A 25,486-nucleotide genomic window follows, 5' to 3' on the forward strand; every position below is an offset into this window, starting at 1 on the left:
TGACGTGGATGTAGCGTCAATTCTATCGGAAGACGCGTGGCTTACTGCCACGGATTCCCCGGCACTCCGGCCCGCTGTCCGACACCGCGCGGCGGGCGCGGCGGCGGAGCGACCAGCGGGCGCTGCTGCGGCGCACCGAACCCGAACAGATCGCGCAGCCAGGGCTGTGTCTGCGGCTGCTGTTGCGGCTGGGCTTGGGTCTGGGCCGGACGGAACACACGCCTTGGCGGCTTCGGCGCGGTGATGATCGAGCCGTCGGGCGCGATCGCCGTGGTCGAGGGCGGCGGATTTGCCGGCCCGCCCGCCGGCGCGGCTGGCGTCGCCGCCGCAACCGGCACATCGCCCTTGGCCTGCTCGCGGCCCATCTCGCGGCGCGGCCAGACGAAATCATCGGCGCGGCCGGCGGGCGGCGCCAGCGCCTCGCCCTTCACCAGCGTGCGCGCGGCGAGCGCATCGACAGCGGCGGGCCGCGAGCCCGGTCCGCCGAGCAATTGATCGGTGCCGACCGTGGAGGCGACCAGCGGCAGCACCGGGCCTGCCAGCGGCCGCGGCGAGGGCTTGCCGGGCTCGGCGCTGGTATCCGGCGTCGCCGGTTCGCTCGGCAGCGCGATCGGCCCGGAGCGCACCGCGAGCAGGCGCGTCACCTCGCGCTCGACATAATGCGCGAGCTTGCGCGCGCCGGCCTTGGTGAAGAACACGCCGTCATCGGTACGCAGCTTGCGGGGCTGGCCTTCAAAGTCCGGGCCCTTCTGCATGAAGCGGCCGGCCTCGTCGACAAAGCCGTCCCAGACGTCGACATAGGTGATGCCGGCCTTGCCGGCGCCGTCGCGATAGAGCGTGTCCAGGAACAGCATGTCCGACGTGCCCTTCTGGCCGCGGATCGCGGGCAGGCCGACCCACAGCACCGGCACGCCCTTGCTCTTCAGCACGTTGATCAACTCCTCGATCTTCTTGCCGTAGAGCTCGACCCAGCGGTCGTCGCGGAATTCATAGAGGCCATTGGGCGAGCGCGCGGTCTTTTCCGGCGCGCCCTGCTGATCGTTGTCGGCGTCGTCGGCCGGCGGCTCGGCCTCGACCGGCTTGCCGTCCGTCTTGGCGGCGGCATCGGGCTTGTCGCCGGGCTTGGCCTCGGGCTTGCCGCGCGCGTCCTTTTTCTCGTCCTTCTTGTCGACCTTCTTCTCCACGACGGATTCGCGGATCGCGGTGCGATCGTTGAGGCCGAGCATCACGACGATGGCGTCGGGGTTCTCTGTGGCGAGAATGCCCTTCGCGGCCGCGGCCCAATCCGCCGGGTCGCCCTTGGGCTGATAGCGGATCAGGCCGGAGACCGTCTTGTGCTTGCGGATCACGCCCATGTCGGGCTGGTCGGAATAGGCATCCTCCAGGCCATAGCCGAGCCAGTCGGCCATGGCGTCGCCGATGACCAGCACGTTGCGCTCGGCGGCGGCCTCGCGCTTGGCCGGTGCCGGAGCACGCGAGAAATCCTCGCGCGGCCGCTGCGGCTGTGATGATTGCGGCTGCTGCTGCTGCTGGAACGGCGCGAAGAAATCGCCGCCGAACCAGCCGCCACCGCCATGCTGCGGCGGAGCGCGGCGCTGTGGTTGCGGCGGTCCGCCGCCGAAGCCGGGGAAGCCGAAGAATTGCGCCGAGGCAGGCTGGGCGATGCCGATCAACAGCGCAAGCGCCACCGTCAGCGCGGCCAGCGGACCGGCTTCGGTGAATATGCGCAGGAAGGACTTTGGCTCTCGCATCGCGTTCGGTCGCAAATGATCTGGAAGTACGTGAGCATACTAGCGGAATCGGGCCGCAAGCGGGCAGCTTTTCCACCATAAATCGGGTGCCTCCGGCCGTCGTCAAGGCAGGGGGCAAATATCGGATTTCACGGTTACTTTGGGGTGGAGGGGCGGATGTCGCCCCGACGGAACCGTGCCCCGATCTCGCTTGCGGCGGGAGGGGGAGGCAGAGCCGCAGCCCGGGTGGAGCGAAGCGTAATCCGGGACCAGAAGCCTTCTCCTTCCCCCGGAAAGGGGGAAGGTTGGGATGGGGGTCAGCCACACGCACCGTCGCTCGTGGAGAGACCCGATCCCCACCCGCTTTGCTCTCTCGAGCAAAGCGACCTCCCCTTTTCAAGGGGAGGTGAAGAGGCTTCGTAGGAGCCCTATCGCCCCCGCAGACGCTCCAGCACCTCGGAGGTGGCAAAGCCGTCGGCCGGTGCCCCGATCGAGACCTGGAAGCCGCGCAGCGCCTCGCGGGTCTGGCCGCCGAACTGGCCGTCGGGCGTGCCCTTGTAGAAGCCGCGCTGGGCGAGAAGCTGCTGCAGTTCCAGCCGTTCGGCGCGCGACAGCACCCGCTCCTGGCGCGGCCAGGGCTGCGCGAAAGGCTGGCCGCCGCGCAGGCGGTCGGCGAAATGGCCGATGGCGAGCGCATAGGCTTCCGCCGGGTTGTACTTCATGATCACCCGGAAATTCTGCAGCATCAGGAAGCCGGGCCCCTCGGCACCGGCCGGCGCCAGCAGATAGGCCTTGTCGGACGGCCGCGGGAACGGCTGGCCGCCTGGCCGCTTGAGGCCGAGATGCTCCCATTGCGACAGCGGCATCGCCTTGGCGCGGTCGGCCAGCATGTAATTGAGGCCTTGCGGCAGCACGACCTCGTAGCCCCAGCTCGCGCCGGTCTGCCAGCCGTCCTTCTTGAGATTGTTGGCGGTCGAGGCGATCAGGTCGCTCGGATTGTCGACGACGTCGCGGCGGCCGTCGCCATCGCCGTCGACGGCATAGCGCTTGAACGCGGTCGGCATGAACTGGGTCGGGCCGAACGCGCCGGCCCAGGAGCCGCGCATCTGCTCGGGCCTGAGGTCGCCGCGGTTGAGGATCTCCAGCGCCGACAGGAACTCGTCCTTGAAATAGGCCTGACGGCGGCCGATGCAGGCGAGCGTCGCGGTCGACTGCACCACGTTGCGATCACCCATCTGGGTCGAGTAGTTCGACTCGATGCCCCAGATCGCCGCGATGATGTAGCGATCGACGCCATAGGCCTTCTCGGTGGCGTCGAACTGCGGCTTGTATTTCGCAAGGACCTCGCGGCCCTTGGCGAGCCTGGTGTCGCTGACCAGGATGTCGAGATAGTCCCAGATCGCCTTGGTGAATTCCGGCTGCGAATCCATCAGGTCCATGATGCGCAGATCGGGCGTGAGGCCGGCGGTGAAGCGCTCGAAATTCTCTTGGCTGATGTTGCGTCGTGCGGCATCTGGCCACATCGCTGCGACGCAGTTCGGGAAGTCCGACGCGGCCTGGCGGATCGCCGCAGCCGTCATCAGCGGATGGCCGGAGGCGCCGTCTTCACCGCTCCATGGCGGCGCTGCGCCATCCTGTCCGGTCGCGGCCTGCGGCGGCGTCGCATTCGGTCCGGAAAAGATGCTGTCGATCAGGTTGGTCAGGCCGTTGCCCGCCGACTGGGCTTGCGTGCTGCCGGGCAGCAGCAGGGCCAGCGCGATCAGGCTCGCGCCGAAAAGCCTGGTCCTTGATGTTCCCATCGCGCGCATTTGTCGTGTGCCTGTCAAAATCGTGCTGTTCCAGAAGGCCCCGGCACGGTTTCCAATAACTTAACAAGGGCGAGATTTTGTTGCGGCCCGCATTGGCTGACGGGAACGGCGGAATTAAGCCGCACCACACATCCGCCTTTGTTGGCGGCTGCAAAACGGGGTACCAAAGGCATGATTCATTTCGTGCCGCCGTCCCACCCATTTCAAGGCTTCCGATAATCCCATGAAGATCCGCAAAGCCGTATTCCCCGTCGCCGGTCTCGGTACCCGCGTGCTGCCCGCCACCAAGGCGATGCCGAAGGAGATGCTGACGATCGTCGACAAGCCGCTGATCCAGTACGTGGTCGACGAGGCCCGGGAAGCCGGCATCGAGCATTTCGTGTTCGTCACCGGCCGCAACAAGGGTGTCATCGAGGATCATTTCGACCGCATGTTCGAGCTCGACACCACGCTGGCGCAGCGCGGCAAGAAGACCGAGCAGGATATCCTGGCGCAGAACCAGCCTGAGGCCGGCGCGATGAGTTTCACCCGGCAGCAGGCGCCGCTCGGGCTCGGCCACGCGGTGTGGTGCGCGCGCGATATCGTCGGCAACGAGCCGTTCGCGGTGGTGCTGCCGGACGAGCTGGTGCTGAACACACCGGGCTGCCTGAAGCAGATGATCGATGCCGCGAGCAGGCTTGGTGACAAGTCGAATCTGATAGCGGTCGAGGCGGTGCCCGACGAACTCACCCATCAATACGGCATCTGCAGCGTCGGTAAACGCAACGGCAACATCTTCGAGGTCGACCGCATGGTCGAGAAGCCGCCGCAGGGCACCGCGCCGTCCAACCTGTCGATCACCGGCCGCTACATCCTGCAGCCGGAGATCTTCAACATCCTGGCCACGCAGGAGCGCGGCGCCGGCGGCGAGATCCAACTCACCGATGCGATGATCGGTCTTGCGAAGACGCAGAAGTTCTACGGCGTGGAGTTCGAGGGCGAGCGTCACGATTGCGGCTCAAAGCCCGGCTTCCTCCGCGCCAACATCGCCTTCGGCCTCAAGCGCCCCGAACTGCGCGACGGCCTGATCGCCGAGATGAAGAAGTACCTGGAGAAGTAGGCGCGCCGCCTCATCTCGTCATTCGCCGCGAGAATGCGGACGTGTGATTCATAGACCGTGCAACATATTCGATGTCGTCCCTGCGAAAGCAGGGACCCATACTCCGCGGCAGGCGCAGTGAATGGGACTCGCCGTTCCAGCATTACTCAACAATGAGCATTCGTGGTTATGGGTCCCTGCTTTCGCTGGGACGACAGCTGAAAGCGTGGCGCGTTTGGTGCGGTAAACACGGACGGCATCGTCTCCACTGCACAGCCGAGATCACGCCACCTTCCTTCGTCCCGCACGTTTCGCCGGCTCCTTGGCGCCGTCCTGCTTCGGCGCGCGCAGGGCGCGGGCGGCGAGGCTGACGACCTCAGATATCTGCTGGAGCTGCGCGGCGAGCGGAGAGGTCTTGCGCCAGACCATGCCGATGGTGCGCGACGGCTGCGGGTGCTTGAAGCGCGAGACCGTGACCGGCGCCGAGCGCGTCTCCACCGTCACCGCCATCTCGGGGATCAGGGTGACGCCGATGCCGGCGCCGACCATCTGCACCAGCGTCGACAGCGAGCTCGCGTCCAGCACCTCGCGCGGCGGCGAGGACTGCATGTTGCAGAACGACAGCGCCTGGTCGCGGAAGCAGTGGCCTTCCTCGAGCAGCAAGAGCCGCATCTCGCGCAGCATCTCGGCGCTCGGCACCGGCGTCTTGGCGTCCTCGCCCGGCCGCACCAGCAGGAAGTTTTCCGAGAACAGCGCGACCTCGGTCAGCGACGGTTCCGATACCGGCAGCGCCACGATCGCGGTGTCGAGCCTGCCCTCGGCGACCTCCTTGATCAGCTTCGGCGTCAGCGTTTCGCGGACATGAATGTCGAGCTCGGGATGCAGCCGCGCCAGGTTCTCGATCACCTTCGGCAGCAGATATGGCGCGATCGTCGGGATCATGCCGACCCGCAGCCGCCCGGCAAGCTTGTCGCGCGAGGCACGCGCGAAGTCACCGAGCTCGTCGACCGAGCGCAGGATGTCGCGCACGCGGCGCAGCAGGTCCTCGCCGAACGTCGTCAGCGTCACCTGCCGCGCATTGCGTTCGATCAGCACGCCGCCGACCGCCTGTTCCATTTCGCGGATCTGCATCGACAGCGCCGGCTGCGACACCGCGCAGGCATCCGCGGCGCGCCCGAAATGGCGGTGGTGGGCCAGAGCATCAAAATACCTGAGTTGCCGGAGTGTGACATTTATCATCAGATAATCTTATCGGAGCGATCACTAAAGTCAATTTCCTCTGATGGATTGGGTTGCGTAGAATCGTTCTTGGAAGAGCTCCAGCGCATTCCAGAATCCATCACCTCGGAGAAGAAACATGGACGCAAAAACCGACGAAGGCGCGGGCAAATGCCCATTCACGGGCGGGCCTCGCGGGCACTCGAATCGTGACTGGTGGCCGGAGACGCTCGACGTTCAGGTGCTGCATCAGAACTCCAGCCTGTCCGATCCGATGGGCAAGGGGTTCGACTACGCCAAGGAATTCAAGAGCCTCGATCTCAATGCCGTGATCAAGGATCTCACGGCCCTGATGACGACGTCGCAGGAATGGTGGCCGGCCGACTTCGGCCATTACGGCGGCCTGATGATCCGCATGGCCTGGCACTCGGCGGGCACCTACCGCATCACCGACGGCCGCGGCGGCGCCGGCGCCGGCCAGCAGCGTTTCGCGCCGCTGAACAGCTGGCCCGACAACGCCAACCTCGACAAGGCGCGCCGGCTGCTGTGGCCGATCAAGCAGAAATACGGCCGCAAGATCTCGTGGGCCGATCTGATGGTCCTCGCCGGCAACGTCGCGCTGGAATCGATGGGCTTCAAGACGTTCGGTTTTGCGGGTGGCCGCGCCGACGTGTGGGAGCCGGAAGAGCTGTACTGGGGTCCGGAAGGCACCTGGCTCGGCGACGAGCGCTACAGCGGCGAGCGCCAGCTCTCCGAGCCGCTCGGCGCGGTGCAGATGGGCCTGATCTACGTCAACCCGGAAGGCCCGAACGGCAATCCGGACCCGGTCGCTGCCGCGAAGGACATTCGCGAAACGTTCTTCCGCATGGCGATGAACGACGAGGAGACCGTTGCGCTGATCGCCGGCGGCCACACCTTCGGCAAGACCCACGGCGCGGGTGATCCGTCGCTGATCGGGCCGGAGCCGGAAGGCGGCGCGCTCGAGGATCAGGGCCTCGGCTGGAAGAGCAAGCACGGCACCGGCGTCGGCGCCGACGCGATCACCGGCGGCCCCGAGGTCACCTGGACCCAGACGCCCACGAAGTGGAGCAACCACTTCTTCGATAACCTGTTCAAGTACGAATGGGAGCTCACGAAGAGCCCCGCAGGTGCGAAGCAGTGGCAGGCGAAGGGCGCGGCGGCCGACATTCCGGACGCGTACGACCCGTCGAAGAAGCATGTCCCGACCATGCTGACCACCGACCTGTCGCTGCGCTTGGACCCGGCCTATGAGAAGATCTCGCGCCGGTTCTACGAGCATCCCGATCAGTTCGCGGACGCTTTCGCCCGCGCCTGGTTCAAGCTCACGCACCGCGACATGGGCCCGATCCAGCGTTACCTCGGCCCGCTGGTGCCGAAGGAGACGCTGATCTGGCAGGATCCGGTGCCGGCGCTCGATCACGCCGTGATCGACGACAAGGATATCGAGGCGCTCAAGGCGAAGATCCTCGCCTCGGGTCTGTCGGTGTCCGAACTGGTGTCGACCGCCTGGGCCTCGGCCTCCACGTTCCGCGGCTCCGACAAGCGCGGAGGTGCCAATGGTGCACGCATCCGCCTTGCGCCGCAGAAGGACTGGGATGTCAACGAGCCGGCTCAGCTCAAGACTGTGCTGTCCAAGCTCGAGGCCATCCAGAAGGAGTTCGGCAAGAAGGTCTCGCTGGCCGATTTGATCGTGCTCGGCGGCGCGGCTGCGATCGAGAAGGCGGCCAAGGACGGCGGCACCAATGTGAAGGTCCCCTTCACGCCGGGCCGCACCGATGCGACGCAGGACCAGACCGACGTCGAGTCCTTTGCTCCGCTCGAGCCGCGGGCTGACGGCTTCCGCAACTACATCGGCGGCAAGCATCAGTTCCTGCAGCCCGAGGAAGCGTTGGTCGACCGTGCACAGCTCCTGCGGCTGACCGGACCGGAATTGACGGTCCTCGTCGGCGGCCTGCGCGTGCTCGGCGCCAATGCCAAGAAGTCGAAGCACGGCGTCCTCACCAGCAAGCCGGGGACGCTTACCAACGACTTCTTCCTCAACCTGCTCGACATGGGCACGGTGTGGAGCGATGCCGGCGAGGGCGTCTATGAGGGCCGCGACCGCAAGACCAAGGCGGTGAAGTGGACCGGCACCCGCGTTGACCTGATCTTCGGCTCGCACTCGCAGCTGCGGGCGTTCGCCGAGGTCTACGGCCAGTCCGACTCCAAGGAGCAGTTCGTGAAGGACTTCGTCGCGGCCTGGGCCAAGGTGATGAACGCCGACCGCTTCGACCTCGTGAAGTAAGCGGCGAGCAAACGGCAATCAGGGCAGGGCGGCGCTTCGGCGCCGCCCTGTTTCATTTGGGGGACGACGAGGAAGGATTTTCGCGGTTCGCCGATTCCGTTCAATCATGCAGCTTCATGTCGCGGATCATCTCCTCGAACTCCGCTTGCGTCGGGGTCGCGAGTGGGACTTGCGGCGCGCTGCTTGTCGCGGTGGGCACGTCGCATTGCCAGGCGCCGCGCCGCGGCTCGAAGATTGCAGTCAGGCTCGCCCAGCAGACGAGGAGGGCGACGATCCAGTCCAGTACATTGGATGCCGTCATTGCAGCACCAGCATCAGCATTTCCATGTCCTGATGCTGCAGCCGAGTCGGGCTTCGCGCAATTCGGAAGCTACGAAACGTAACTTCGGCGCTGCCGATTCAATTGTCCCTCGTCATTGCGAGCGAAGCGAAGCAATCCATCTCATCCCTTGTGCAAGGATGGATTGCTTCGTCGCTAACGCTCCTCGCAATGACGCGCGGTTGGAATTGAACGCAATCCGCACGTTGTGCGGTCGCTATTACAGTGGCTATCCGGTCCGCGCCCGGCGCCCCTCGATCGGATAGGCGGGATCGTTGAAGCCCGGCGTCGAGGGATGGCCGGTGACGACGAGGCGGTCGATCAGGGCTTCGTCCTCGGCGGTGAAGCGATAATCGAGCGCGCGGATGTAATCGTCCCATTGCGCTTCGGTGCGCGGCCCCGCGATGACGGCGCTGACGAACGATGAGTTCAGCACCCAGGACACCGCGAATTGCCCGGCGGTGATGCCGCGGCTCTCGGCGTGGCGCTTGATCTGTTGCGCGAGCTCGAGCGATTCCGGCCGCCACTCGGTCTGCATCATGCGCTTGTCATTCCGCCCCGCACGCGTGTCCGCGGGCGGCGCCGCGTCGGGGGCGTATTTGCCGGTGAGCACGCCGCGCGCCAGCGGGCTATAGGGCACGATGCCGAGCCCGTAATAGGCGCAGGCCGGAAAATGCTCGACTTCGGGCATCCGGTTCATCGCATTGTAATAGGGCTGGCTCGCGACCGGGCGGTCGATGCCGAGCCGGTCGCAGATGTTGCAGATCTCGGCGACGCGCCAGGCGCGGTAGTTGGAGACGCCGAAATAGCGCACCTTGCCGGCGCGGATCAGGTCGCCCATCGCGCGCACGGTCTCGTCGAGCGGCGTCGTGTGATCTTCCTTGTGCAGATAATAGACGTCGATGTAGTCGGTGCCGAGCCGCTTCAGGCTCGCGTCGGCGGCCTGGAACACCCAGCGCCGCGACAGCCCGCCGTGATTGGGGTCGTCGCCGATCGGATTGGCGAGCTTGGTCGCGAGCACCCAGTTCGACCTTCTGTTCGAAATCGCGCGTCCGACGACCTCCTCGGACTTGCCGCCATTATAGGCGTCGGCGCTGTCGATGAAGTTGATGCCGGCCTCGCGCGCCTTCGCCACGATCCGCGCCGAGGTCGCCTCGTCGGTCGGTCCGCCGAACATCATGGTGCCAAGGCAGATCGGCGAAACCTTCAGGCCGCTGCGGCCAAGCTGGCGATATTGCATCGGGCACTCCCTCCGGTGTCATTCCGGGGCGATGCGCTGGCATCGAACCCGGAATCTCGAGATTCCGGGTTCATCGCTGCGCGATGTCCCGGAATGACGGGATCAACTCTCGTTCTTCAGGATCTTGAACACGCCGTTGGCCATCGCGATACAGCGCTTGTCGACGGTCACCTCGGCCGTGATGAAGATCAGGCTGCGGGTCGAGCGTACCACACGCGGCCGCGTCGTCAGGATCTCGCCGATCTTGCCGGCCTCGACGAAATGGGTGTCGAGCTGCACGGTCGCAAGCGTCGGCTTGCCCGAGACGAAGCGTGCGGCCATGCCGCAGGCGCGATCGGCGAAGGTCATGATCACGCCGCCCTGCACGAGGCCGCGGCGATTGTGGTGCTTGTCCTCGGTGATCAGCGCGAGTTCAAGCGCGCCGTCCTTCAACCGTTCCCACAACGGGCCGATCAGCGTCAGGAATCCCGTGGTTTCGGCGATCTTCCAGCCGTCGGATTTGAGTTTGTCCGCGGCCTTGGCCGTCATGAGGTGGGGTCCGTTGCTTGCTGATGATTGATCGCAGGAGGCATGTGGTAGCAGTCATTTCATCAAACGCTGTTGTGTTGTAGTCAAGGTCAATGGCCCGCACATTTGACGATGCCACCCGGCGGAATATCGCAGAGCTCTGTGCCGCGTTCGCACGTCTGGCGCCGGCGGACGCCGCGCCGACGCTGAAGCGCGCGGCGGTCGCGATCGCGCTGACCGAAGGCGGCGACGGCAGCGGCACGGCCTTCCTGCTGACCCGCCGCAGCGCGCGCCTGCGCGCCCATAGCGCGCAATGGGCGCTGCCGGGCGGGCGCTGCGATGCCGGCGAGACGCAGGTCGAGGCCGCGCTGCGCGAACTGCATGAGGAGCTCGGGCTCGCACTGTCGGAGCGCGACGTGCTCGGCATGCTCGACGATTATCCGACGCGGTCCGGCTATCTGATCACGCCGGTCGTGGTCTGGGCCGGTGCGCATGCAGCGATCCTCCCGAACCCGGACGAGGTCGCCTCCGTCCATCGCATCGGCCTCGATGCGATCGAGCTGGAGGACGCGTTCAGCTTCGCCACGATCCCTGAAAGCTCGCGCCGCGTGATCCGCTTCCGCCTCGGTGGCCAGCAGATCCATGCGCCGACCGCTGCGCTGATCTATCAATTTCGCGAGGTGCTGGCCGGCCGCAGCACCCGCGTCGCCGAACTGGAGCAGCCTGTGTTCGCGTGGAAGTAGCGACGATGACGCTATTTGTGACGCCGCTTGCGGGCGTTCATCTTCATTGATTTCCCCTGCGCGCCAGGCGAATGCGCCGCGGCCGCCGGTTCCGGAGGCGCCCGCGACACATTCTCGTAACAGGTGAAGCGTGAACGCGTATCCGGAAACGATCCGCAGTCCGGACGCCCGGCGCGCGCCGGTGCGGCGAGCGTCAGCGCGCAGGCGGCAACCAGCCAGACGGTCATCCTCATGGCAGTCTCTCCACTGCTTCGTTCGGAAAACACCGCATTGTGGCGAATATTCTGCATTGATCGCGGCATCCGGCCGCTGCGATCCGGACAATTCCGGGCTGACTTCGCAGCCGTGCTTGCTACAACGAGGCCATGCGCCCGCAATTGATTCGCCTGTGCCCTGGATTTGTCGCGCTCGCGCTCGCCGCCAGCGCGCCGTCCGTACTTGCCGGCGAGGCCGGCGCGTTGCCGCCTTCCGTCGCCAATGCGATGGCGCAGGCATCGCCGCAGGCGATCATGGAATATCGCCGCAAGCTGCAGGAATATCAGGAGGCGCGCGCCGCCTTCGAGCAGGATGCGAGCGCCTATTGGAACGCGGTCACCGAGAAGAGGCGCGGCCGCAATGCCAAGCGGCGCGACCGCGTCCAGATCTCGCTGGACGATTACGTGCTGCAGCAGCCGCCGGTCTACGAGGGTCCGAAGCGGCCGGTCAATCCGGCTCCGGAAGAGGAGGAAGGCAAGCCGCCGCGTCCGCCCAAGACGCTTCCGGTGGCCTCCGATCTGGTCAGGGCGGCGGCCGAGCAATTCCAGTTCACGCCGCAGCGGCCGGCCAGCGAGGTCGAGTTCAAGCGCGCCTATGCCCACTACGCGCGTGCGGCGGGGCTGACGCCGGAGCAGGCGGTGCGGGTCTATTCGTTCGAGACCGGCGGCACCGGCACCTACGATGTGCAGGCGGGCATCGAGCACGGCGGCAAACGCGCCATCTCCACCGCGATGGGCTACAACCAGCTGCTCACCACCAACACTGTCGAGCTATTGGCCGAGCAGGGCCATGAATTCGTGCGGGACCTGACCGAGCGGGTCGCGAGGACGCAGGGACCCGCGCGCAAGGCGATGGAGCACAAGCTCGCGGTGCTGAAGAAGATGGTCGCGTTCACGCGCACCGTGCCCGACGACTGGTCGGCGCATGCGCGCCTCGCCGACACGCCGCAAGGCTGGGCGTGCCATGCCATGGTGCTCGACATCGATGTCGGCCCGATGCTGCAGACCCACAAGCTGCTGACCTCGGTGATCTTCGCCCGCAACAAGGGCTACGGCCGGCCGCTGACTGCGGCCGAGCTCGAGATGATGAACCTGACCGGCGACGGCACCGGGCTCGATATGGTGACCATGCCGCAGGCGATGCGCGAGCAGGTGCCGACTTCGAACTTCTTCCAGCGCTCCGGCTACGAGCGCAACCCGGTCGCCATCCGCCACAACACGGCGGCCAGGCTGCTTGCCGTCACCAATGAGCGGATGGACTTCAACAGCAACAAGCCGGGCGCGAAGGAATTGGCCGCGGCGTTCTGATGCCTGCCGAAACCCGTTAGTTCGAGCCGAACTTGAACTTGCCGTCGCCCTCGAGATAGGGCCCGGAGCGCATGTAGAGCTGGCCGTTCTGGCCGATGAAGAACAGCGTCCCCTTCGGCACCTTCTTGGCGCCCTTCAGCAGCGTGCCGGCATTGTTGGTGCCCATCTTGTAGGACCAGGTCTTGCCGTCCTTGTCATAGGCGTAGCCCATGTCGGGCTTCAGCTCCCAGGGCGCAGCCTCCTGCGCGAATGCGCAGGTCGTCAGCGCGGCAAACGCCGCAGTCGCAATAAAAGTCTTGGTCAAAAAATGCGTCATGATCCACCTCCGGCCGAGAAAACGGCGTCGTCCCCACGTTTCTGAACAAATCACGAACGATATTCGTGCGTCAATACGACAATCGGCGCGACCGCTCGCGCGGATCGGCGACTTTGTGAATTCCCGCATCAAGCTTGGCGACTATTTTCGCGTTACCGTTTACAAACGCTTTGATTGCCGGAAACACTACCTTGGGATGATCAGGATGAACCACGTCATGAAGATCGGTATCGGTGTCGCTCTGTCGTTCATGACGCTGGCGTCAGTCGCGCAGGCGGACGAGTTCAAGCTCTCCAACAACCAGCGGATCTCCTGCAGCCGCGGCCTGTCCGCCGGCAAGCTCAACACCGCGACCTGCAAATCCTACGCCTATTTGTTCAACGCCAAGACCTCGGAATATTTCCGCTGCCAGGTCTCGCTGGCGCTGACGCGCGACAACAAGGAAGTCATTAATGTGCAGGCCGACGGTGGCTGCACCAAGAAGCCGCGCATCTTCGAGACCGACGGCAATTACACGTTCGACGCCACCGAGACCGAGCCGCCGAACACCAACTCGTTCTTCGGTCCGGGCGGCTATGCGATCTGGGCGAGCGACGTCAACACCCAGAAGATCCGCGGCTGTATCACCATCTCGTCCGGCCTCGGCTCCGACATCTCGAAATGCCTCGACATGACGTTCCAGTGACGGCGGCGCGGGCCGCGTGATGCGCAAGCTGCGTCCGGCCCCGCTGTGCCGCTCCTGGCTGTTTCTCGAAGGCGCCAACGAGGACGTGCTGCAGCACGCGGCCGCCAGCGGCGCCGACGTGCTGATCCACGAGCTCGAGGATTTTACCCCGCCGCCGCTGCGCCCGAGGGCGCGGGCCTTGGCGGCCGAGCTCTACGCGGCCTGGCGCGGCCGAGGCGTGGTGGTCGCGGTCCGCGTCAATCCGCTGGACCAGGACGGCATGGACGATCTCGCCGCCGTGATGCGCGGACGTCCGGATATCGTCGCGCTGCCGAAGGTCGCCGAGCCGCACCATGTCGTCTGGCTCGACGAGGCGGTGACGCGGTTCGAGCGCGACTACGGTATCGCCGAGGGATCGACGTCGCTGCTGCCGAATATCGAGTTCGCGCGCGGTCTGGTGCAGACCGGTGCGATCGCCATGGCGAGCCGGCGCATCATCGGCTGCCTGATGGCCTCCGAAGACCTCGCCGCCGATCTTGGTGCCGAGCGCGGCAGCGATGGCCTGGAGCTGGCTTACGCGCGGCAGCGCTTCATCGTCGAATGTCGCGCCGCCGGCGTCGTCGCGGTCGATTGTCCCTACACCTGGAGCGACGCCGAAGGCGTCGAACGCGACACGATCTGGGCGCGACGGCTCGGTTACACCGCAAAGAGCCTGGTCGATCCCGTGCATGCCTCGATCGTCAACGGCGTCCTGACGCCGGGCGAGGAGGAGATGCGCCAGGCGGGCAGGATCGTCGCGGCGTTCGAAGCGGCGCGGACGCAGGGCTTTGGGCGCGTCGAACTTGACGTTGCTGGAGGTCCCGACCTATTCCAATGCAAAACGCCTGATCGCGCGCGGCGAAGCGCTGCGCGCGATCGATCGCGACGTTCGGGCCTGATCAGTGGCCGCGCCTCAGGACGCCGGCTCTTTCTCCGAGAAGTGCATGCGTGAGCGGGCAAACTTCTTGACACCCATCGGCTTGCCGAACAGGTAGCCCTGGACCTGATCGAAATCCATTTCATGCGCGGCGAGAAAGTCCGCGCGCGTCTCGACCCCCTGGGCCACGACCTGCGCGCTGTTGTCGTGGGCCAGCTCCACGACACGCCGGCATACCGTCTGCTTCAGGCGCTGATCCGCGCAGCCGGTGACGAATTGATGGTCGACCTTGAGCTGGACGAACGGAAAGTTCGGCAGTCCCAGCAAAGACGGCCAGTTCGCGCCGACATTGTCGATCGAGATGCCGATATTGTGCAGCCGAACGCGCCGAGCGACATCGATCGCCAGATCCAGATTATCGACCACCTCGGTGCTGTCGATCTCGATCAGCAGGCCCGCAAAGGCCGCATGATCCGGCATCCGGTAACAGAGCTCGCGCACGGCATGATCGTCGGCGAGGAAGGAGATCGGCAGGTTGATCGAGAGATTGACCGGCCCGGTCTGCTCGAGGAGATAGCGCCAGTCCTCGATTGCGCGCTCGATCACGAACTCGGACAGCGCATGAAAATGCGGATCGCTTTCGTCCGGGATGAAGTAGGCCGGCGGCACGACGCCCCAGGCCGGATGGCGCATCCGGATCAGCGCCTCGGCGCCGCTCGGCACCAGCGTCCGGAGATGAATTTTCTGCTGATACCACAGCTCGAGCCAGCCGGCCTTCAGCGCTTCGGGCACGTCCACCGCCGGGCTCGGCGCGGGTTCAAGCGGCATCAACGACGCGAGACTGTCGCGAAGGGTTCCGGCGCTGAACGGCGTCGACAGCGCCGGCAGCATGGTAATGCCGTACTCATCGCCGATTTGCCGGACCGCCTTGACGATGATCGAGTCCGGCTGCCCGATGACGAGGACCTTTCCGTCATAGTCCTTTCTCACCAAAGTCTCGAGAATTTTACTGACTTCGATGCCGTCCACGGACACGCCGAGCACCAAAAGATCGGGCCGTTCCGCGTCCAGAACCGTGTCGAGTTCCAAAGCCTGGCTGCATTCACTGGTGATGAAGCCGAGGTCTTCCAGCGCCTCCGCGAGGAAGGTCCGAAGGTGTTTTTTGCTGTCCGCAATGCATGCGCGTGGGGTCAGCTTGCGATGTCCGAACCAGCCGGCTCGCGTGCGTTCGATGTGACTGATGTGATTCATGCCCCGCCTTGTCCGTAGTTACCCCGGCTTGACTCGTACATCCTAGAGCGGCGGCAATCATGGAAATTTCTGGATCATACATTGATTGCCCCGCTAACCTTAAAGGATTCAATTCGATTCAAATGGCGCTGGAATCGCGACGTCTCACCGCTGTTACACGTGCAACAAATGCGTCATCTGACATTCATAAGCGCGATCGCGTTCGACTTTGCACATCGGCAGAAACACTGTGCGCGTGTGTCATCGAGAGACGGCGTTAATGACTGTGTTGTCGCGTCGATGCAGATGCGGAACTGCGTCATTGTCGGACATCAGATCGCTTCATGCGGAGTGCTCCGCAGAGCGCCGATGGCGAATCAGATCACTCGTTTAGCGATGCCAACGCAGTTGTGCGTGACGTCGTCGTTGCCGCTCGCAACGTCTCCGGCATCAACGCGCAGTAGCCGATCAGCCCAGCGCAAGCGACGGCTGCAAGGAACAGGAACGCGGCGCTGTAACCGGCGTGGACAATAATGAATCCGGCGACGGCCGTGCTCAGCGCGCCGCCGAGGCCGGTTGCGGTGGCGATCGCGCCCTGGCTGATGTTGAAATGCCCGGTACCGTGCGTGAGATCGGCAACCACGAGCGGGAACAGCGCGCCGAAGATCCCGGCGCCGATGCCGTCGAGCAATTGCACCGACACCAGCCAGTATGGGTTGTCCGACAACGGATAGAGCGCGCCACGGATCGCCAGCACCGCGAGCGCGGTCGCGAAGATCGGCTTGCGGCCCCAGACGTCGGCCTTGCGTCCGACCAGCATCGCGACCGGTACCATCACCATCTGCGCCGCGATGATGCAGACCGACATCAGCGAGGTCCCGAGGTTGCGGTTGACCAATGCGAGCTTCTGTCCGACCAGCGGCAGCATCGCCGCATTGGCGAAATGAAAGATCACGGTCGAGACCGCGAAGATCAGCAGCGGCCTGCAGGTCAGCAGCACGCGAAAGCCGGATGGCCGGTCCTGCGATGCGCCGTGCTCCTCCATATCGTCGAGCCCGCGTGCGACCTGGTGATCGATGGCGGTGGGTGGGATCGACAGCGTCGCGGCGATGCTGGCGAGCGCCATCGCCGCGAGCAGCCAGAACACGACGACTGGACCGAACCAGTAGGCAGTGCCGCCGGCGATCGCCGCGGCCACCGCGTTGCCGGCGTGATTGAAGGCTTCGTTGCGGCCGGTCCGCGCCGCGAACGCCTTGGGTCCGACAATGCCGAGCGTCACCGCGGCGATCGCCGGCGCGAACACCGAGCCGCTAGCGGCCGCCAGTGCCTGGGTCGCGGCGACCAGTTCGAACCGGTTGAGCAGCGGCAGCAGGAGGCACGCGGCGGTCACGGCAACGGCGGCGGCGATCATCAGGGCACGTTTGGCGCGGCTGCGGTCGATGAGGGCGCCGGCCGGGGTCTGGGCGAGGATCCCGGCGATGGCCGCGATCGACATCACCGAGCCGATCGAGGCCTCGTCCCACTTCCGTTCGGTCAGGAGGTAGATCGCCAGATAGGGGCCGAGCCCGTCCCGCACGTCGGCGAGGAAGAAGTTCAACGCATCAAGCGCGCGCTCAACGGTCGTCGTCCCGGACGGCTGCAAGTCATACCTCCCGGCGGGATTGCGCATCTCAACCCGCCCGCAGGCGGAGAGTTCCCGTGCAGGTAAAGTGGTGTTGCCATCAGGGATTTCCGCCGCGCATGCGTCATTTGGATGGGTTGACCCGGCGGGGGTGTCCGGCCAATTTCCGGCCGGCTTAAGGGGAGAATAATACTCATGAATTCCAAGTTGATGGCTGCCGCGATCGTGGCAGCCAGCGTTTTGTCCGCGCCTGTCGCACAGGCCGAGCAGTTCATTAACGTGCTCACCGGCGGCACCTCCGGCGTCTACTATCCGCTCGGCGTCGCGATGGGGAAGATCTACGGCGACAAGATCCCCGGCGTGAAAACCCAGGTGCAGGCGACCAAGGCCTCGGTCGAGAACCTGGTGCTGCTGCAGCAGGGCCGCGGCGAGATCGCTTTCACGCTCGGCGATTCGCTGAAGGCGGCCTGGGAAGGCGACGCCGAGGCCGGCTTCAAGAACAAGCTCGACAAGCTGCGCACCATCGGCGCGATCTATCCGAACTACATCCAGATCGTGGCAACCGGCGAGAGCGGCATCAAGACACTGGCCGATCTCAAGGGCAAGAGCCTGTCGGTCGGCGCGCCGAAGTCCGGCACCGAGCTCAACTCGCGCGCGATCCTCGCCGCCGCCGGCATGAGCTACAAGGATCTCGGCAAGGTCGAGTACCTGCCGTTCGCCGAATCGGTGGATCTGATGAAGAACCGCCAGCTCAATGCCACGCTGCAGTCCGCCGGCCTCGGCGTCGCCTCGCTGAAGGACCTCTCGACCTCGAGCGAGATCACCGTGGTCGCCGTGCCGAAGGAGACCGTCGACAAGGTCGGCCCGCCCTTCGTCTCCGTGATCATCCCGGCCAACACCTATACCGGCCAGGACAAGGACGTGCCGACCGCCGCGGTCGTGAACTACCTCGTGACCTCGAGCGCAGTGTCGGACGATCTCGCGTATCAGATGACCAAGCTGGTCTACGAATCGCTGCCGGAACTCGCCAACGCCCACGCCGCGGGCAAGGAGATCAAGCTCGAGGCCGCCGCGACCGGCAGCCCGGTGCCGCTGCATCCCGGCGCGATCCGCTATTACAAGGAGAAGGGCCTCATCAAGTAGGGCCGAGACGTCTGCTCCTTTGTCATTGCGAGGAGCCAACGGGTCGCGCGAATGCGCGCCCGATGACAGGCTCCGCGACGAAGCAATCCATCTCCCCCCTTGTGGCGCGATGGATTGCTTCGCTTCGCTCGCAATGACGGGGCGCGTTTTTCCTGTCCCGGCTTTCGGTGAGCGGACTCAGTGGATATAAGCGTCGCGGGCACGGCGGGGGACTAATCATATGCAGCAGCAGGTTGAGGGCGAGCAGCCCATCAAGGTTGAATTCGACAATTTCGAGCATGGCTTTCCGGAAGGCTTCGGCCCGGGCGCCTGGGGGCATCTGGCCTATGCCATCGGTCTCGCCTTTGCGGTGTTCCAGCTCTATGTCGCGGCCTTCAACTACCTGCCGAGCCAGGTGGTGCGCGGCGTCCATGTCGGCTTCCTGATCCTCCTGACCTTCGGCCTGATCGGCAATTTCACCGCCAAGACCGATTTCGGCCGCGCGGTGAGCTGGATCGTCGGCGCGGCCGGATTCCTCTGCGGGCTCTATCAGTGGATCTTCTATGCCGACCTGATCGCCCGCGACGGCGATCCGACCACCATGGACCTCGCGGTCGGCGCTCTGCTTGCCGTCCTGATCTTCGAGGGCACGCGGCGGCTGATGGGGGCGGCGCTGCCGCTGATGTGCGGAGCCTGTCTGCTCTACTGGTTCTTCGGGCAATATCTGCCGTCGCCGTTCAATCACCGCGGCTATGACTTCGACCAGATCGTCACCCACCTCTCGTTCGGCACCGAAGGCTTCTACGGCGTGCCGATCTACGTCTCGGCGACCTACATCTTCCTGTTCATCCTGTTCGGCTCGTTCCTGGAACGCGCCGGCATGATCCAACTGTTCACCGACGTCTCGCTCGGCCTGTTCGGCCGCACCCGCGGCGGCCCCGCCAAGGTCGCGGTGTTCGCTTCGGGCATGATGGGCACGATCTCGGGTTCGGGCGTCGCCAACGTCGTTACCGTCGGCCAGTTCACGATCCCCTTGATGATCAAGTTCGGCTACCGCCGCGCCTTCGCCGCGGGCGTCGAGGCCACCGCTTCGATGGGCGGCCAGATCATGCCGCCCGTCATGGGCGCGGTCGCCTTCATCATGGCCGAGACGCTCGGCGTGCCCTATTCGGAGATCGTCAAGGCCGCGGTGATCCCGGCGATCCTCTACTTCGCCTCGGCGTTCTGGATGGTGCATCTGGAGGCCGGCAAGCATGGCCTCGTCGGCATGAAGCGCTCGGAGATCCCGAGCGCCTGGAAGGCGCTGGTGGCGCGCTGGTATCTCGTGCTGCCGCTCGCGGCGCTGGTCTACATGCTGTTCGAGGGCTTCACGCCGCTCTATGCCGGCAGCATGGGACTTGCGCTCACGGTCGCGTTGATCCTCGGCGCCAGCATCACGCTCGGCTTCTCCAACACCGTCGTGCGCTACATCTTCTGGATCGGCCTCGCGCTGGTGGTTGCCGCGGTCTCGCGCCACGGCATCGAGATCGTTCCGGTCGCGAGCGTCGTCGCCGGTTTGATCGTCATCGCCGCGATCACCCGCGGCGGCCGCGCCACGCTGAAAGCCTGCCGCGACTCGCTCGCCGACAGCGCCAAGTCGGCGCTGACGGTCGGCATGGCCTGCGCCATCGTCGGCACCATCATCGGCATGATGACGCAGACCGGCGTCGGCACCATCTTCGGCAGCTGGATCATCGGGCTCGGCGCCAAGAGCCTGTTCCTGGCGCTGATCATGACCATGCTGCTGTCGATCCTGCTCGGCACCGGTATCCCGACGATCCCGACCTACATCATCACCGCGGCGCTGGCTGCGCCGGCGCTCGCCAAGCTCGGCGTGCCGCTGATCGCAAGCCACATGTTTGCGTTCTACTACGGCATCATGGCCGACCTCTCGCCGCCGGTCGCGCTCGCAGCCCTGGCGGCGGCGCCGATCGCCAAGGAGAACCCGGACAAGATCGGCTGGGAGGCGATGCGGATCGCGCTGGCCGGCTACGTCATTCCGTTCATCTTCGTCTATTCGCCGGCGCTGATGCTGCAGGCCGGGGATCCGATGGCCGCGCAGCTCGGCTTCTACGGCGCGGTGGCGCTGGCGACCTTCAAGGCGCTGGTGGCGATCGGATTGTTCGGCATCGTCGCGATCGGCTTCCTGTTCACGCGGTTGACCTTCATCGAGATCCTGGTCGCGTTCGGCGCCGCGCTCTGCCTGCTCGGCGATTTCCCGTTCTCGGATACGGCGGGCTTCACGCTCGCCGCTGCTGTCGTGCTGTGGCAATGGCGGCAGCGTCCGCGCAATGCAGTGGCGGCGGCTTGAGCCTCTGCCTCGCTTCCGCGGGTGTCGTGAAGGCGCTGTCGATCGCGGCATTCACGCTCGCCTGGACGCATTCGATCGAGAAGAGCGCCTGGCAGGAGGACTGGCTGGTCACGCCGGCCGGGCTCACGCTGCAACAGGCGCGCGTCAAGGGCACGGGCGCCGGCATGGAGCCGCCGCCGGAGGCGCGCCTCATTGGTGGCTGGTTTCAATGGTCGCCGCCGGCGGTGCCAAGGGCGGAAGTCGTGCTCGGCAATTCCGGCGCCGCGGGTGAATGGCACCTGTGCCAGGAGGGACGCTGCCAGACGCTATCGGAGATTTTCGGGCATCCGATCGGTGCTAATGTCACGACGATGAGTGTTTGCGAGAATCCGTAGGGATCCGTAGCCCGCATGAGCGCAGCGATATGCGGGGATAGCGCCCCGGATATCGCTTCGCTCATCCGGGCTACGGTCCGGCAGCAAGAACAACAAGGGAGAAAGACCGATGGATCGGCTCAAGGGCAAGGTTGCGATGGTGGTCGGCGCGGGCTCGATCGGGCCAGGCTGGGGCAATGGCAAGGCGACCGCCGTCACCTTCGCGCGCGAGGGCGCCAGCGTGTTCTGCGTCGATCGCAACGGCGCCGCGGCGGAGGAGACCGTCGGCATCATCACCGGCGAGGGCGGCAAGGCTGTCGCATTCACCGCCGATGTCTCGCGTGCCGGCGAGGTGGAGGCGATGGTCGCGACCTGCCTGAAGGCCTATGGCCGCATCGACGTGCTCGACAACAATGTCGGCATCGCCGAGGTCGGCAGCGTGGTGGAAGTAGGGGAAGCCGAATGGGATCGCGTCTTCGCGGTCAACCTCAAGAGCGCCTATCTGTCGATGAAGCACGTCATTCCCGTGATGATCAAGCAGGGCGGCGGCTCGATCATCAACATCTCCTCGATCGCCTCGATCCGCCATGTCGGCATTTCCTATGTCAGCTACAACGCGAGCAAGGCCGCGATGAACCAGATGACGCGCTCGACTGCGGTCGAGTTCGCCTCGAAGCATGTCCGCGTCAACGCGATCCTGCCCGGACTGATGAAGACGCCGATGGTCGCGCATTCGGCGGGGCTGGCGCAGAGCTACGCCAAGGGCGATGTCGAGGCGATGTGGCGCGCGCGCGACGCGCAGGTGCCGATGGGGCACATGGGCGACGCCTGGGACGTCGCCAACGCCGCGCTGTTCCTCGCCTCGGATGAATCGAAGTATGTCACCGGCATCGAGCTCGTGGTCGACGGCGGCATCACCTCCAAGTCGGGTGCGTGAAGGGCGATCATGATGCGATCGGACGGGACCGCATCATGATCTCATATTCTTGATTGAGCATGATCTCTTCGGAAAACCGGTTCCCGCTTTTCCGAGTCATGCTCTATTGCGCCAGTGCCAGGATGCCGCCGGCCAGCGAATGCCAGGCCGCCGAGGTGCTGATCGGCCAGTTCAACAGCTTCACCGCGACCAGTGCCAGCCCGCCATAGACGTAGACCGGGTGCGGACGGCCGCGGGTGCGCCAGTCGAACACGATCGCGACGACCAGCAGCAGATAGGCTACGAACGCCGGTGCGATCGTGACCGGGACCGGCGGTGGGCCGGGCGGTCCCGGCGGCGCGAGGAAGGTCAGGAACCAGCGCGCGACTGCTGCATCGAGGATCGAGATCGATGCCAGCAGCATCAGCCGCTTGTGGGTCTCGCGGTCGCGCAGGTAGATGATCGCGAGCGCGAACACGACGGCAAAGAACAGGATGCCGCTGAGCGGAACGATCGCAAACGTAAGACCCTCATTAGCCTGTCCGATCGCCGCCGAACGCTTCATGACGCTGATCGAGGCCACGATGCCCATCATGGTCATCGCGGTCGCCAGCGAAATGCCGATCAATCCGACGCTGCGATGCCGGGTGATTCGTCCCGAGGCGGCGAGCCAGCTCTGGAACACGAAATAGAGCGTCCAGGCGAAGAACAGCAGCCCATGCAGGTGCACCACGGGAGGCGATGACAGCGAGCCTCTCGCCATCGGCATCCAATAGGTCGGTGCAAAGCCGAGAAAGGCGACCGCCATGCAGGACAGCGCCATATAGAAATAGAAGAACTTCGCCTCGACTTTCGCCGAGGCGCGCGGGGAATTGCGATCAATGAGGATTGTCATGATGTTAGGTCTGACAAACCCTGTGATGGTTCAAAGGATATTGCGGCCCGGCGCTACGCCTCCACGCTGAGCTCGGCGCGGTCGAGCTCTTCCTCGACCAGATGGAATGCGTCGTCGCCGATCGCCTCGGTGCGGCGCAGATTGAGCAATGCCTGACGCGCCGCGGCGATGGCGCGGCGGCGCAAGGGATCCGACGGCAGCTCGCGCGAGGTCAGGCCGCCATCGGGATCATTCTCGGCGCGCAGTAGCACGGCGCGATATTCGAGCCGGAGGATCTCGGCCTCTTCCGACGGGTCGGCGTCGATCTCGTCGAGCGCGGCGCGAAACACCACGCCGCGGGCATGGGCCGCCTCGCGTCCGACCGGATCGTCGTCGGCGAAATTCAACGCCAGGATCAACGGCCGCAGCGTCAGCCCCTGGATCACGAGCGAACCGAGCACCACGGCAAACGCCGTCAGCAGGATCAGATCGCGATACGGAAACCATTCCGGCAGCGCAAACGCCGCCGCCAGCGTGACGATGCCGCGCATTCCGCACCAGGACACGATGAAGCCGCGCTTCAAGGTCGGCACGGCGTCCACCACATGGGCGGGCAGCAGGTTGCGCGCCTTCAGCGCGCGCAGCAGCGCGCCGTAAGGCATCACCCAGAGGATGCGGGCGAGGATCACGACGGCGAGGATCGCGGCGGCAAAGCTGCAATATTTCCACCGCACCTCGTCGTCGAGCCCGGACCAGATCGGGCGCAACTGCAGGCCGATTAGCATGAAGGCGAGCACGTTGAGCACGAACACCACGGTTTCCCACACCGCGTAGGACGACACGCGCAGCCGCGCCGAGGTGCGGGCCGGCGCGGTGCGCGAGATGGTGATCGCATAGGCGATGATGGTGAGGATGCCGGACAGCCCAAGATGCTCGGCAATGATCCACACCATGAACGTGCCGCCGAACTGCGTGATGATCGCGCTCGGCGCCTCGGTGATGCGGCGCGTGATCATCATCCAGACTTGGGCGAACAGGAAGCCGGCGGCGAGGCTGCCGACCAGCGCGATCGTGATGGTCGGCACGAACTCGCGGATCTTCATGTGCTCTGCGGCGACGAGGCCGACCGCGACGCGATAGATGAGCAGCGCGCTAGCATCGTTGAGCAGGCTTTCGCCTTCGAGGATCTTCTGGATCCGGTAGGGCAGGTTGACCTGGCGCAGGATCGCGGTGGCCGCGGCCGCATCCGGCGGCGCCACGATGGCGCCGAGCGCGATCGCAACCGCCCACGGCATGTCCGGGCGCAGCCAATGCGCGACCACGGCGACCGCCGCCGTCGTAACGCCGACCGCGACCACCACCAGCGTCGAGACCGGCAGCCAGTTGTTGCGGAGGTCGCGCAGCGAGGTGTCGAACGCGGCATCGAGCAGCACCGGCGCGACGAACAGCGCCAGCGCCAGTTTCGGTTCCAGTGCCCAGGTCGGGGCCCACGGCAGCAGCGTCAACAGCACGCCGCCGAGCGCCAGGAAGGTCGGGTAGGGCACCTTGATCCGCCGCGCCAGCGCCGACAGCGCCACCGCTGCGAGCAACAGGCCGATGATCCATTCGAATGTGAGCAAGCCGAACCCCCGATGCAGCCGATCGTCGCAATTGACGTATAATCCAGCGTGTGGTTTTGCGGCAAATGGCGCGCTGCCCGGAATCAGGGGCCGGTGGTTCGGGCGCAAGAGAGGGATGACTTGTCGGCGATCCGGATGCGACAAAAACGCGCAAATCTGGCCGTGATGCTGCTGGTCTGCGTTGGCCTGTCGGGCGCGCTGATGTCGGGCGTTGCGCGCGCCACCGGCAGCGAGCCGGGCGAGGATGTGCAGACCAATGCCGGCCCCTGCATCGCGGCGGCAGCGGCGGCCGATGACGACAAGATCATCGACGTCTGCGGCACGCTGATCGACAATGAGAAGGCGGCGCGGCCCGATCGCGTCAAGGCGCTGATGGCGCGGGCGGCCGCCTATGACCGCAAGCAGATGATCGATCGCGCGATCGCGGACTACGACACCGCGCTCAAGCTCGATCCATCGCTTGCAGATGCGCATAATGCGCGCGGCGAGCTGTGGCGCCGCAAGGGCGATCGGCCGAAGGCGATCCTGGATTTCGGCGCCGCCGTCAAGCTCGATCCCAATCACACCGCGGCCAAGGCCAACTACAAATCGCTGTCGCTGGAGCTGGAGCGGATCGGCGCCATGATGGCAGTCGCCGGCAAGCCGAGCTTCGATTGCCGCAAGGCGCGCCGACCGGTGGAGAAGGCGATCTGTGCCAATCCCACGCTTGCCGATCTCGATCGCGAGATCGTCGCATCGACGTTCCGCACGGTGCGCGAGGCGCAGAATCCGCACCAGGCGCGCGAGCTGCAGCGCGCGCAGGATCAGTTCGTCGCCCGCCGCAATTCCGAGTTCGGCAAGCCGGACTACGACCTGGAAAAGGCGATGCGCGAGCGTCTGCAGCGGATCAACGGGGTCGACGGCTACTAGTGCTCCGTTTCGATTGAAGCGGAACGGGGCTCTAGATTCTTGTTTTGACGCGTTTTCTTCACGCGAACCGGTACCCACTTCTCTCG

At 65.4% G+C, this 25,486-nt stretch carries 23 protein-coding genes; 11 read left to right on the forward strand and 12 right to left on the reverse strand.

Annotation, left to right across the window (positions count from 1 at the left end):
* Window positions 1–41 precede the first annotated feature (41 nt).
* Complete coding sequence (locus PMN64_RS00975) at window positions 42–1,751, reverse strand: SGNH family hydrolase (protein WP_411779285.1); 1,710 nt, start codon at window positions 1,749–1,751, stop codon at window positions 42–44.
* A gap of 407 nt (window positions 1,752–2,158) precedes the next feature.
* A complete protein-coding gene (locus PMN64_RS00980; RefSeq protein ID WP_411779286.1) occupies window positions 2,159–3,538 on the reverse strand; it encodes a lytic murein transglycosylase in 1,380 nt (459 codons plus the stop codon).
* Between the two features lie 223 nt (window positions 3,539–3,761).
* Here PMN64_RS00980 and galU point away from each other — a divergent pair, with 223 nt between their 5' ends.
* Window positions 3,762–4,637, forward strand: coding sequence for a UTP--glucose-1-phosphate uridylyltransferase GalU (gene galU / locus PMN64_RS00985; protein WP_411779287.1), 876 nt, complete (start codon window positions 3,762–3,764; stop codon window positions 4,635–4,637).
* 261 nt (window positions 4,638–4,898) lie between these two features.
* On the opposite strand, the gene PMN64_RS00990 is transcribed toward galU, so the two are convergent.
* Window positions 4,899–5,855: a hydrogen peroxide-inducible genes activator gene (locus tag PMN64_RS00990; protein ID WP_028342619.1), complete on the reverse strand. Its 957-nt coding sequence runs from the start codon at window positions 5,853–5,855 to the stop codon at window positions 4,899–4,901.
* Window positions 5,856–5,973: 118 nt separating this feature from the next.
* Between PMN64_RS00990 and katG the strand changes: the two genes are divergently transcribed.
* Window positions 5,974–8,139 carry a catalase/peroxidase HPI gene (gene katG / locus PMN64_RS00995; protein WP_411779288.1) on the forward strand — a complete coding sequence of 722 codons (2,166 nt, stop codon included), beginning with the start codon at window positions 5,974–5,976 and terminating at the stop codon, window positions 8,137–8,139.
* A 100-nt stretch (window positions 8,140–8,239) separates the two neighbouring features.
* On the opposite strand, the gene PMN64_RS01000 is transcribed toward katG, so the two are convergent.
* From PMN64_RS01000 to PMN64_RS01010, 3 genes are all read right to left on the reverse strand, one after another.
* Window positions 8,240–8,440, reverse strand: a complete 201-nt coding sequence (locus tag PMN64_RS01000; protein ID WP_411779289.1) for a hypothetical protein — start codon at window positions 8,438–8,440, stop codon at window positions 8,240–8,242.
* 247 nt (window positions 8,441–8,687) lie between these two features.
* Window positions 8,688–9,698 carry an aldo/keto reductase gene (locus tag PMN64_RS01005; protein WP_411779290.1) on the reverse strand — a complete coding sequence of 337 codons (1,011 nt, stop codon included), beginning with the start codon at window positions 9,696–9,698 and terminating at the stop codon, window positions 8,688–8,690.
* Window positions 9,699–9,800: 102 nt separating this feature from the next.
* A complete protein-coding gene (locus tag PMN64_RS01010) occupies window positions 9,801–10,226 on the reverse strand; it encodes a PaaI family thioesterase (RefSeq protein ID WP_016845608.1) in 426 nt (141 codons plus the stop codon).
* A gap of 92 nt (window positions 10,227–10,318) precedes the next feature.
* Between PMN64_RS01010 and PMN64_RS01015 the strand changes: the two genes are divergently transcribed.
* Window positions 10,319–10,948: an NUDIX hydrolase gene (locus PMN64_RS01015; RefSeq protein WP_411779291.1), complete on the forward strand. Its 630-nt coding sequence runs from the start codon at window positions 10,319–10,321 to the stop codon at window positions 10,946–10,948.
* 11 nt (window positions 10,949–10,959) lie between these two features.
* On the opposite strand, the gene PMN64_RS01020 is transcribed toward PMN64_RS01015, so the two are convergent.
* Window positions 10,960–11,181, reverse strand: a complete 222-nt coding sequence (locus PMN64_RS01020; protein ID WP_411779292.1) for a hypothetical protein — start codon at window positions 11,179–11,181, stop codon at window positions 10,960–10,962.
* A gap of 132 nt (window positions 11,182–11,313) precedes the next feature.
* Between PMN64_RS01020 and PMN64_RS01025 the strand changes: the two genes are divergently transcribed.
* Entirely contained in the window at window positions 11,314–12,510 is a 1,197-nt protein-coding gene (locus tag PMN64_RS01025; RefSeq protein ID WP_411779293.1) for a hypothetical protein, read from the forward strand.
* A gap of 16 nt (window positions 12,511–12,526) precedes the next feature.
* Here the strand turns inward: PMN64_RS01025 and PMN64_RS01030 are convergent, their stop codons facing one another.
* Window positions 12,527–12,826, reverse strand: a complete 300-nt coding sequence (locus PMN64_RS01030; RefSeq protein WP_016845604.1) for a hypothetical protein — start codon at window positions 12,824–12,826, stop codon at window positions 12,527–12,529.
* Window positions 12,827–13,031: 205 nt separating this feature from the next.
* Between PMN64_RS01030 and PMN64_RS01035 the strand changes: the two genes are divergently transcribed.
* Together PMN64_RS01035 and PMN64_RS01040 are read left to right on the forward strand one after the other, a co-directional pair.
* On the forward strand, window positions 13,032–13,511 hold the full coding sequence (locus PMN64_RS01035; protein WP_028342613.1) for a hypothetical protein: 480 nt from the start codon (window positions 13,032–13,034) through the stop codon (window positions 13,509–13,511).
* Window positions 13,512–13,530: 19 nt separating this feature from the next.
* A complete protein-coding gene (locus PMN64_RS01040; RefSeq protein WP_411779294.1) occupies window positions 13,531–14,481 on the forward strand; it encodes an HpcH/HpaI aldolase/citrate lyase family protein in 951 nt (316 codons plus the stop codon).
* Here the strand turns inward: PMN64_RS01040 and PMN64_RS01045 are convergent.
* Both PMN64_RS01045 and PMN64_RS01050 read right to left on the reverse strand, forming a co-directional pair.
* A complete protein-coding gene (locus PMN64_RS01045; RefSeq protein ID WP_411779295.1) occupies window positions 14,443–15,657 on the reverse strand; it encodes an EAL domain-containing protein in 1,215 nt (404 codons plus the stop codon). The two genes, PMN64_RS01040 and PMN64_RS01045, sit on opposite strands and share 39 nt — an antisense overlap.
* Before the next feature lie 361 nt (window positions 15,658–16,018).
* Window positions 16,019–17,278 carry an MFS transporter gene (locus PMN64_RS01050; RefSeq protein ID WP_411779296.1) on the reverse strand — a complete coding sequence of 420 codons (1,260 nt, stop codon included), beginning with the start codon at window positions 17,276–17,278 and terminating at the stop codon, window positions 16,019–16,021.
* 174 nt (window positions 17,279–17,452) lie between these two features.
* On the opposite strand from PMN64_RS01050, the gene PMN64_RS01055 reads away from it, so the two are divergent.
* From PMN64_RS01055 to PMN64_RS01070, 4 genes are all read left to right on the forward strand, one after another.
* Complete coding sequence (locus PMN64_RS01055; RefSeq protein WP_411779297.1) at window positions 17,453–18,400, forward strand: TAXI family TRAP transporter solute-binding subunit; 948 nt, start codon at window positions 17,453–17,455, stop codon at window positions 18,398–18,400.
* 220 nt (window positions 18,401–18,620) lie between these two features.
* A complete protein-coding gene (locus PMN64_RS01060; RefSeq protein ID WP_411779298.1) occupies window positions 18,621–20,729 on the forward strand; it encodes a TRAP transporter permease in 2,109 nt (702 codons plus the stop codon).
* Window positions 20,690–21,103: a DUF1850 domain-containing protein gene (locus tag PMN64_RS01065; protein ID WP_411779299.1), complete on the forward strand. Its 414-nt coding sequence runs from the start codon at window positions 20,690–20,692 to the stop codon at window positions 21,101–21,103. The genes PMN64_RS01060 and PMN64_RS01065 overlap by 40 nt, the downstream gene beginning before the upstream one ends.
* Before the next feature lie 109 nt (window positions 21,104–21,212).
* Window positions 21,213–22,019: an SDR family NAD(P)-dependent oxidoreductase gene (locus PMN64_RS01070; RefSeq protein ID WP_411779300.1), complete on the forward strand. Its 807-nt coding sequence runs from the start codon at window positions 21,213–21,215 to the stop codon at window positions 22,017–22,019.
* Window positions 22,020–22,122: 103 nt separating this feature from the next.
* Here PMN64_RS01070 and PMN64_RS01075 read toward each other — a convergent pair whose 3' ends face one another.
* Together PMN64_RS01075 and PMN64_RS01080 are read right to left on the reverse strand one after the other, a co-directional pair.
* Entirely contained in the window at window positions 22,123–22,893 is a 771-nt protein-coding gene (locus PMN64_RS01075) for a hypothetical protein (protein WP_411779301.1), read from the reverse strand.
* A 53-nt stretch (window positions 22,894–22,946) separates the two neighbouring features.
* Window positions 22,947–24,491 carry a cation:proton antiporter gene (locus PMN64_RS01080; RefSeq protein ID WP_411779302.1) on the reverse strand — a complete coding sequence of 515 codons (1,545 nt, stop codon included), beginning with the start codon at window positions 24,489–24,491 and terminating at the stop codon, window positions 22,947–22,949.
* Window positions 24,492–24,626: 135 nt separating this feature from the next.
* Between PMN64_RS01080 and PMN64_RS01085 the strand changes: the two genes are divergently transcribed.
* Window positions 24,627–25,400 carry a tetratricopeptide repeat protein gene (locus PMN64_RS01085; protein ID WP_080686841.1) on the forward strand — a complete coding sequence of 258 codons (774 nt, stop codon included), beginning with the start codon at window positions 24,627–24,629 and terminating at the stop codon, window positions 25,398–25,400.
* Window positions 25,401–25,486: the final 86 nt, after the last annotated feature.

This window comes from Bradyrhizobium sp. UFLA01-814 (assembly GCF_046718885.1).
In the GTDB taxonomy this organism is placed as follows: Bacteria; Pseudomonadota; Alphaproteobacteria; order Rhizobiales; family Xanthobacteraceae; genus Bradyrhizobium; species Bradyrhizobium elkanii.

Coding starts and splice junctions, on each gene's coding strand:
- PMN64_RS00975 (WP_411779285.1), bottom strand. CDS start 1,751: ATGCGAGAGCCAAAGTCCTTCCTGCGCATATTCACCGAAGCCGGTCCG.
- PMN64_RS00980 (WP_411779286.1), bottom strand. CDS start 3,538: ATGCGCGCGATGGGAACATCAAGGACCAGGCTTTTCGGCGCGAGCCTG.
- galU (WP_411779287.1), top strand. CDS start 3,762: ATGAAGATCCGCAAAGCCGTATTCCCCGTCGCCGGTCTCGGTACCCGC.
- PMN64_RS00990 (WP_028342619.1), bottom strand. CDS start 5,855: ATGATAAATGTCACACTCCGGCAACTCAGGTATTTTGATGCTCTGGCC.
- katG (WP_411779288.1), top strand. CDS start 5,974: ATGGACGCAAAAACCGACGAAGGCGCGGGCAAATGCCCATTCACGGGC.
- PMN64_RS01000 (WP_411779289.1), bottom strand. CDS start 8,440: ATGACGGCATCCAATGTACTGGACTGGATCGTCGCCCTCCTCGTCTGC.
- PMN64_RS01005 (WP_411779290.1), bottom strand. CDS start 9,698: ATGCAATATCGCCAGCTTGGCCGCAGCGGCCTGAAGGTTTCGCCGATC.
- PMN64_RS01010 (WP_016845608.1), bottom strand. CDS start 10,226: ATGACGGCCAAGGCCGCGGACAAACTCAAATCCGACGGCTGGAAGATC.
- PMN64_RS01015 (WP_411779291.1), top strand. CDS start 10,319: ATGGCCCGCACATTTGACGATGCCACCCGGCGGAATATCGCAGAGCTC.
- PMN64_RS01020 (WP_411779292.1), bottom strand. CDS start 11,181: ATGAGGATGACCGTCTGGCTGGTTGCCGCCTGCGCGCTGACGCTCGCC.
- PMN64_RS01025 (WP_411779293.1), top strand. CDS start 11,314: ATGCGCCCGCAATTGATTCGCCTGTGCCCTGGATTTGTCGCGCTCGCG.
- PMN64_RS01030 (WP_016845604.1), bottom strand. CDS start 12,826: ATGACGCATTTTTTGACCAAGACTTTTATTGCGACTGCGGCGTTTGCC.
- PMN64_RS01035 (WP_028342613.1), top strand. CDS start 13,032: ATGAACCACGTCATGAAGATCGGTATCGGTGTCGCTCTGTCGTTCATG.
- PMN64_RS01040 (WP_411779294.1), top strand. CDS start 13,531: ATGCGCAAGCTGCGTCCGGCCCCGCTGTGCCGCTCCTGGCTGTTTCTC.
- PMN64_RS01045 (WP_411779295.1), bottom strand. CDS start 15,657: ATGAATCACATCAGTCACATCGAACGCACGCGAGCCGGCTGGTTCGGA.
- PMN64_RS01055 (WP_411779297.1), top strand. CDS start 17,453: ATGAATTCCAAGTTGATGGCTGCCGCGATCGTGGCAGCCAGCGTTTTG.
- PMN64_RS01060 (WP_411779298.1), top strand. CDS start 18,621: ATGCAGCAGCAGGTTGAGGGCGAGCAGCCCATCAAGGTTGAATTCGAC.
- PMN64_RS01065 (WP_411779299.1), top strand. CDS start 20,690: ATGGCGGCAGCGTCCGCGCAATGCAGTGGCGGCGGCTTGAGCCTCTGC.
- PMN64_RS01070 (WP_411779300.1), top strand. CDS start 21,213: ATGGATCGGCTCAAGGGCAAGGTTGCGATGGTGGTCGGCGCGGGCTCG.
- PMN64_RS01075 (WP_411779301.1), bottom strand. CDS start 22,893: ATGACAATCCTCATTGATCGCAATTCCCCGCGCGCCTCGGCGAAAGTC.
- PMN64_RS01085 (WP_080686841.1), top strand. CDS start 24,627: ATGCGACAAAAACGCGCAAATCTGGCCGTGATGCTGCTGGTCTGCGTT.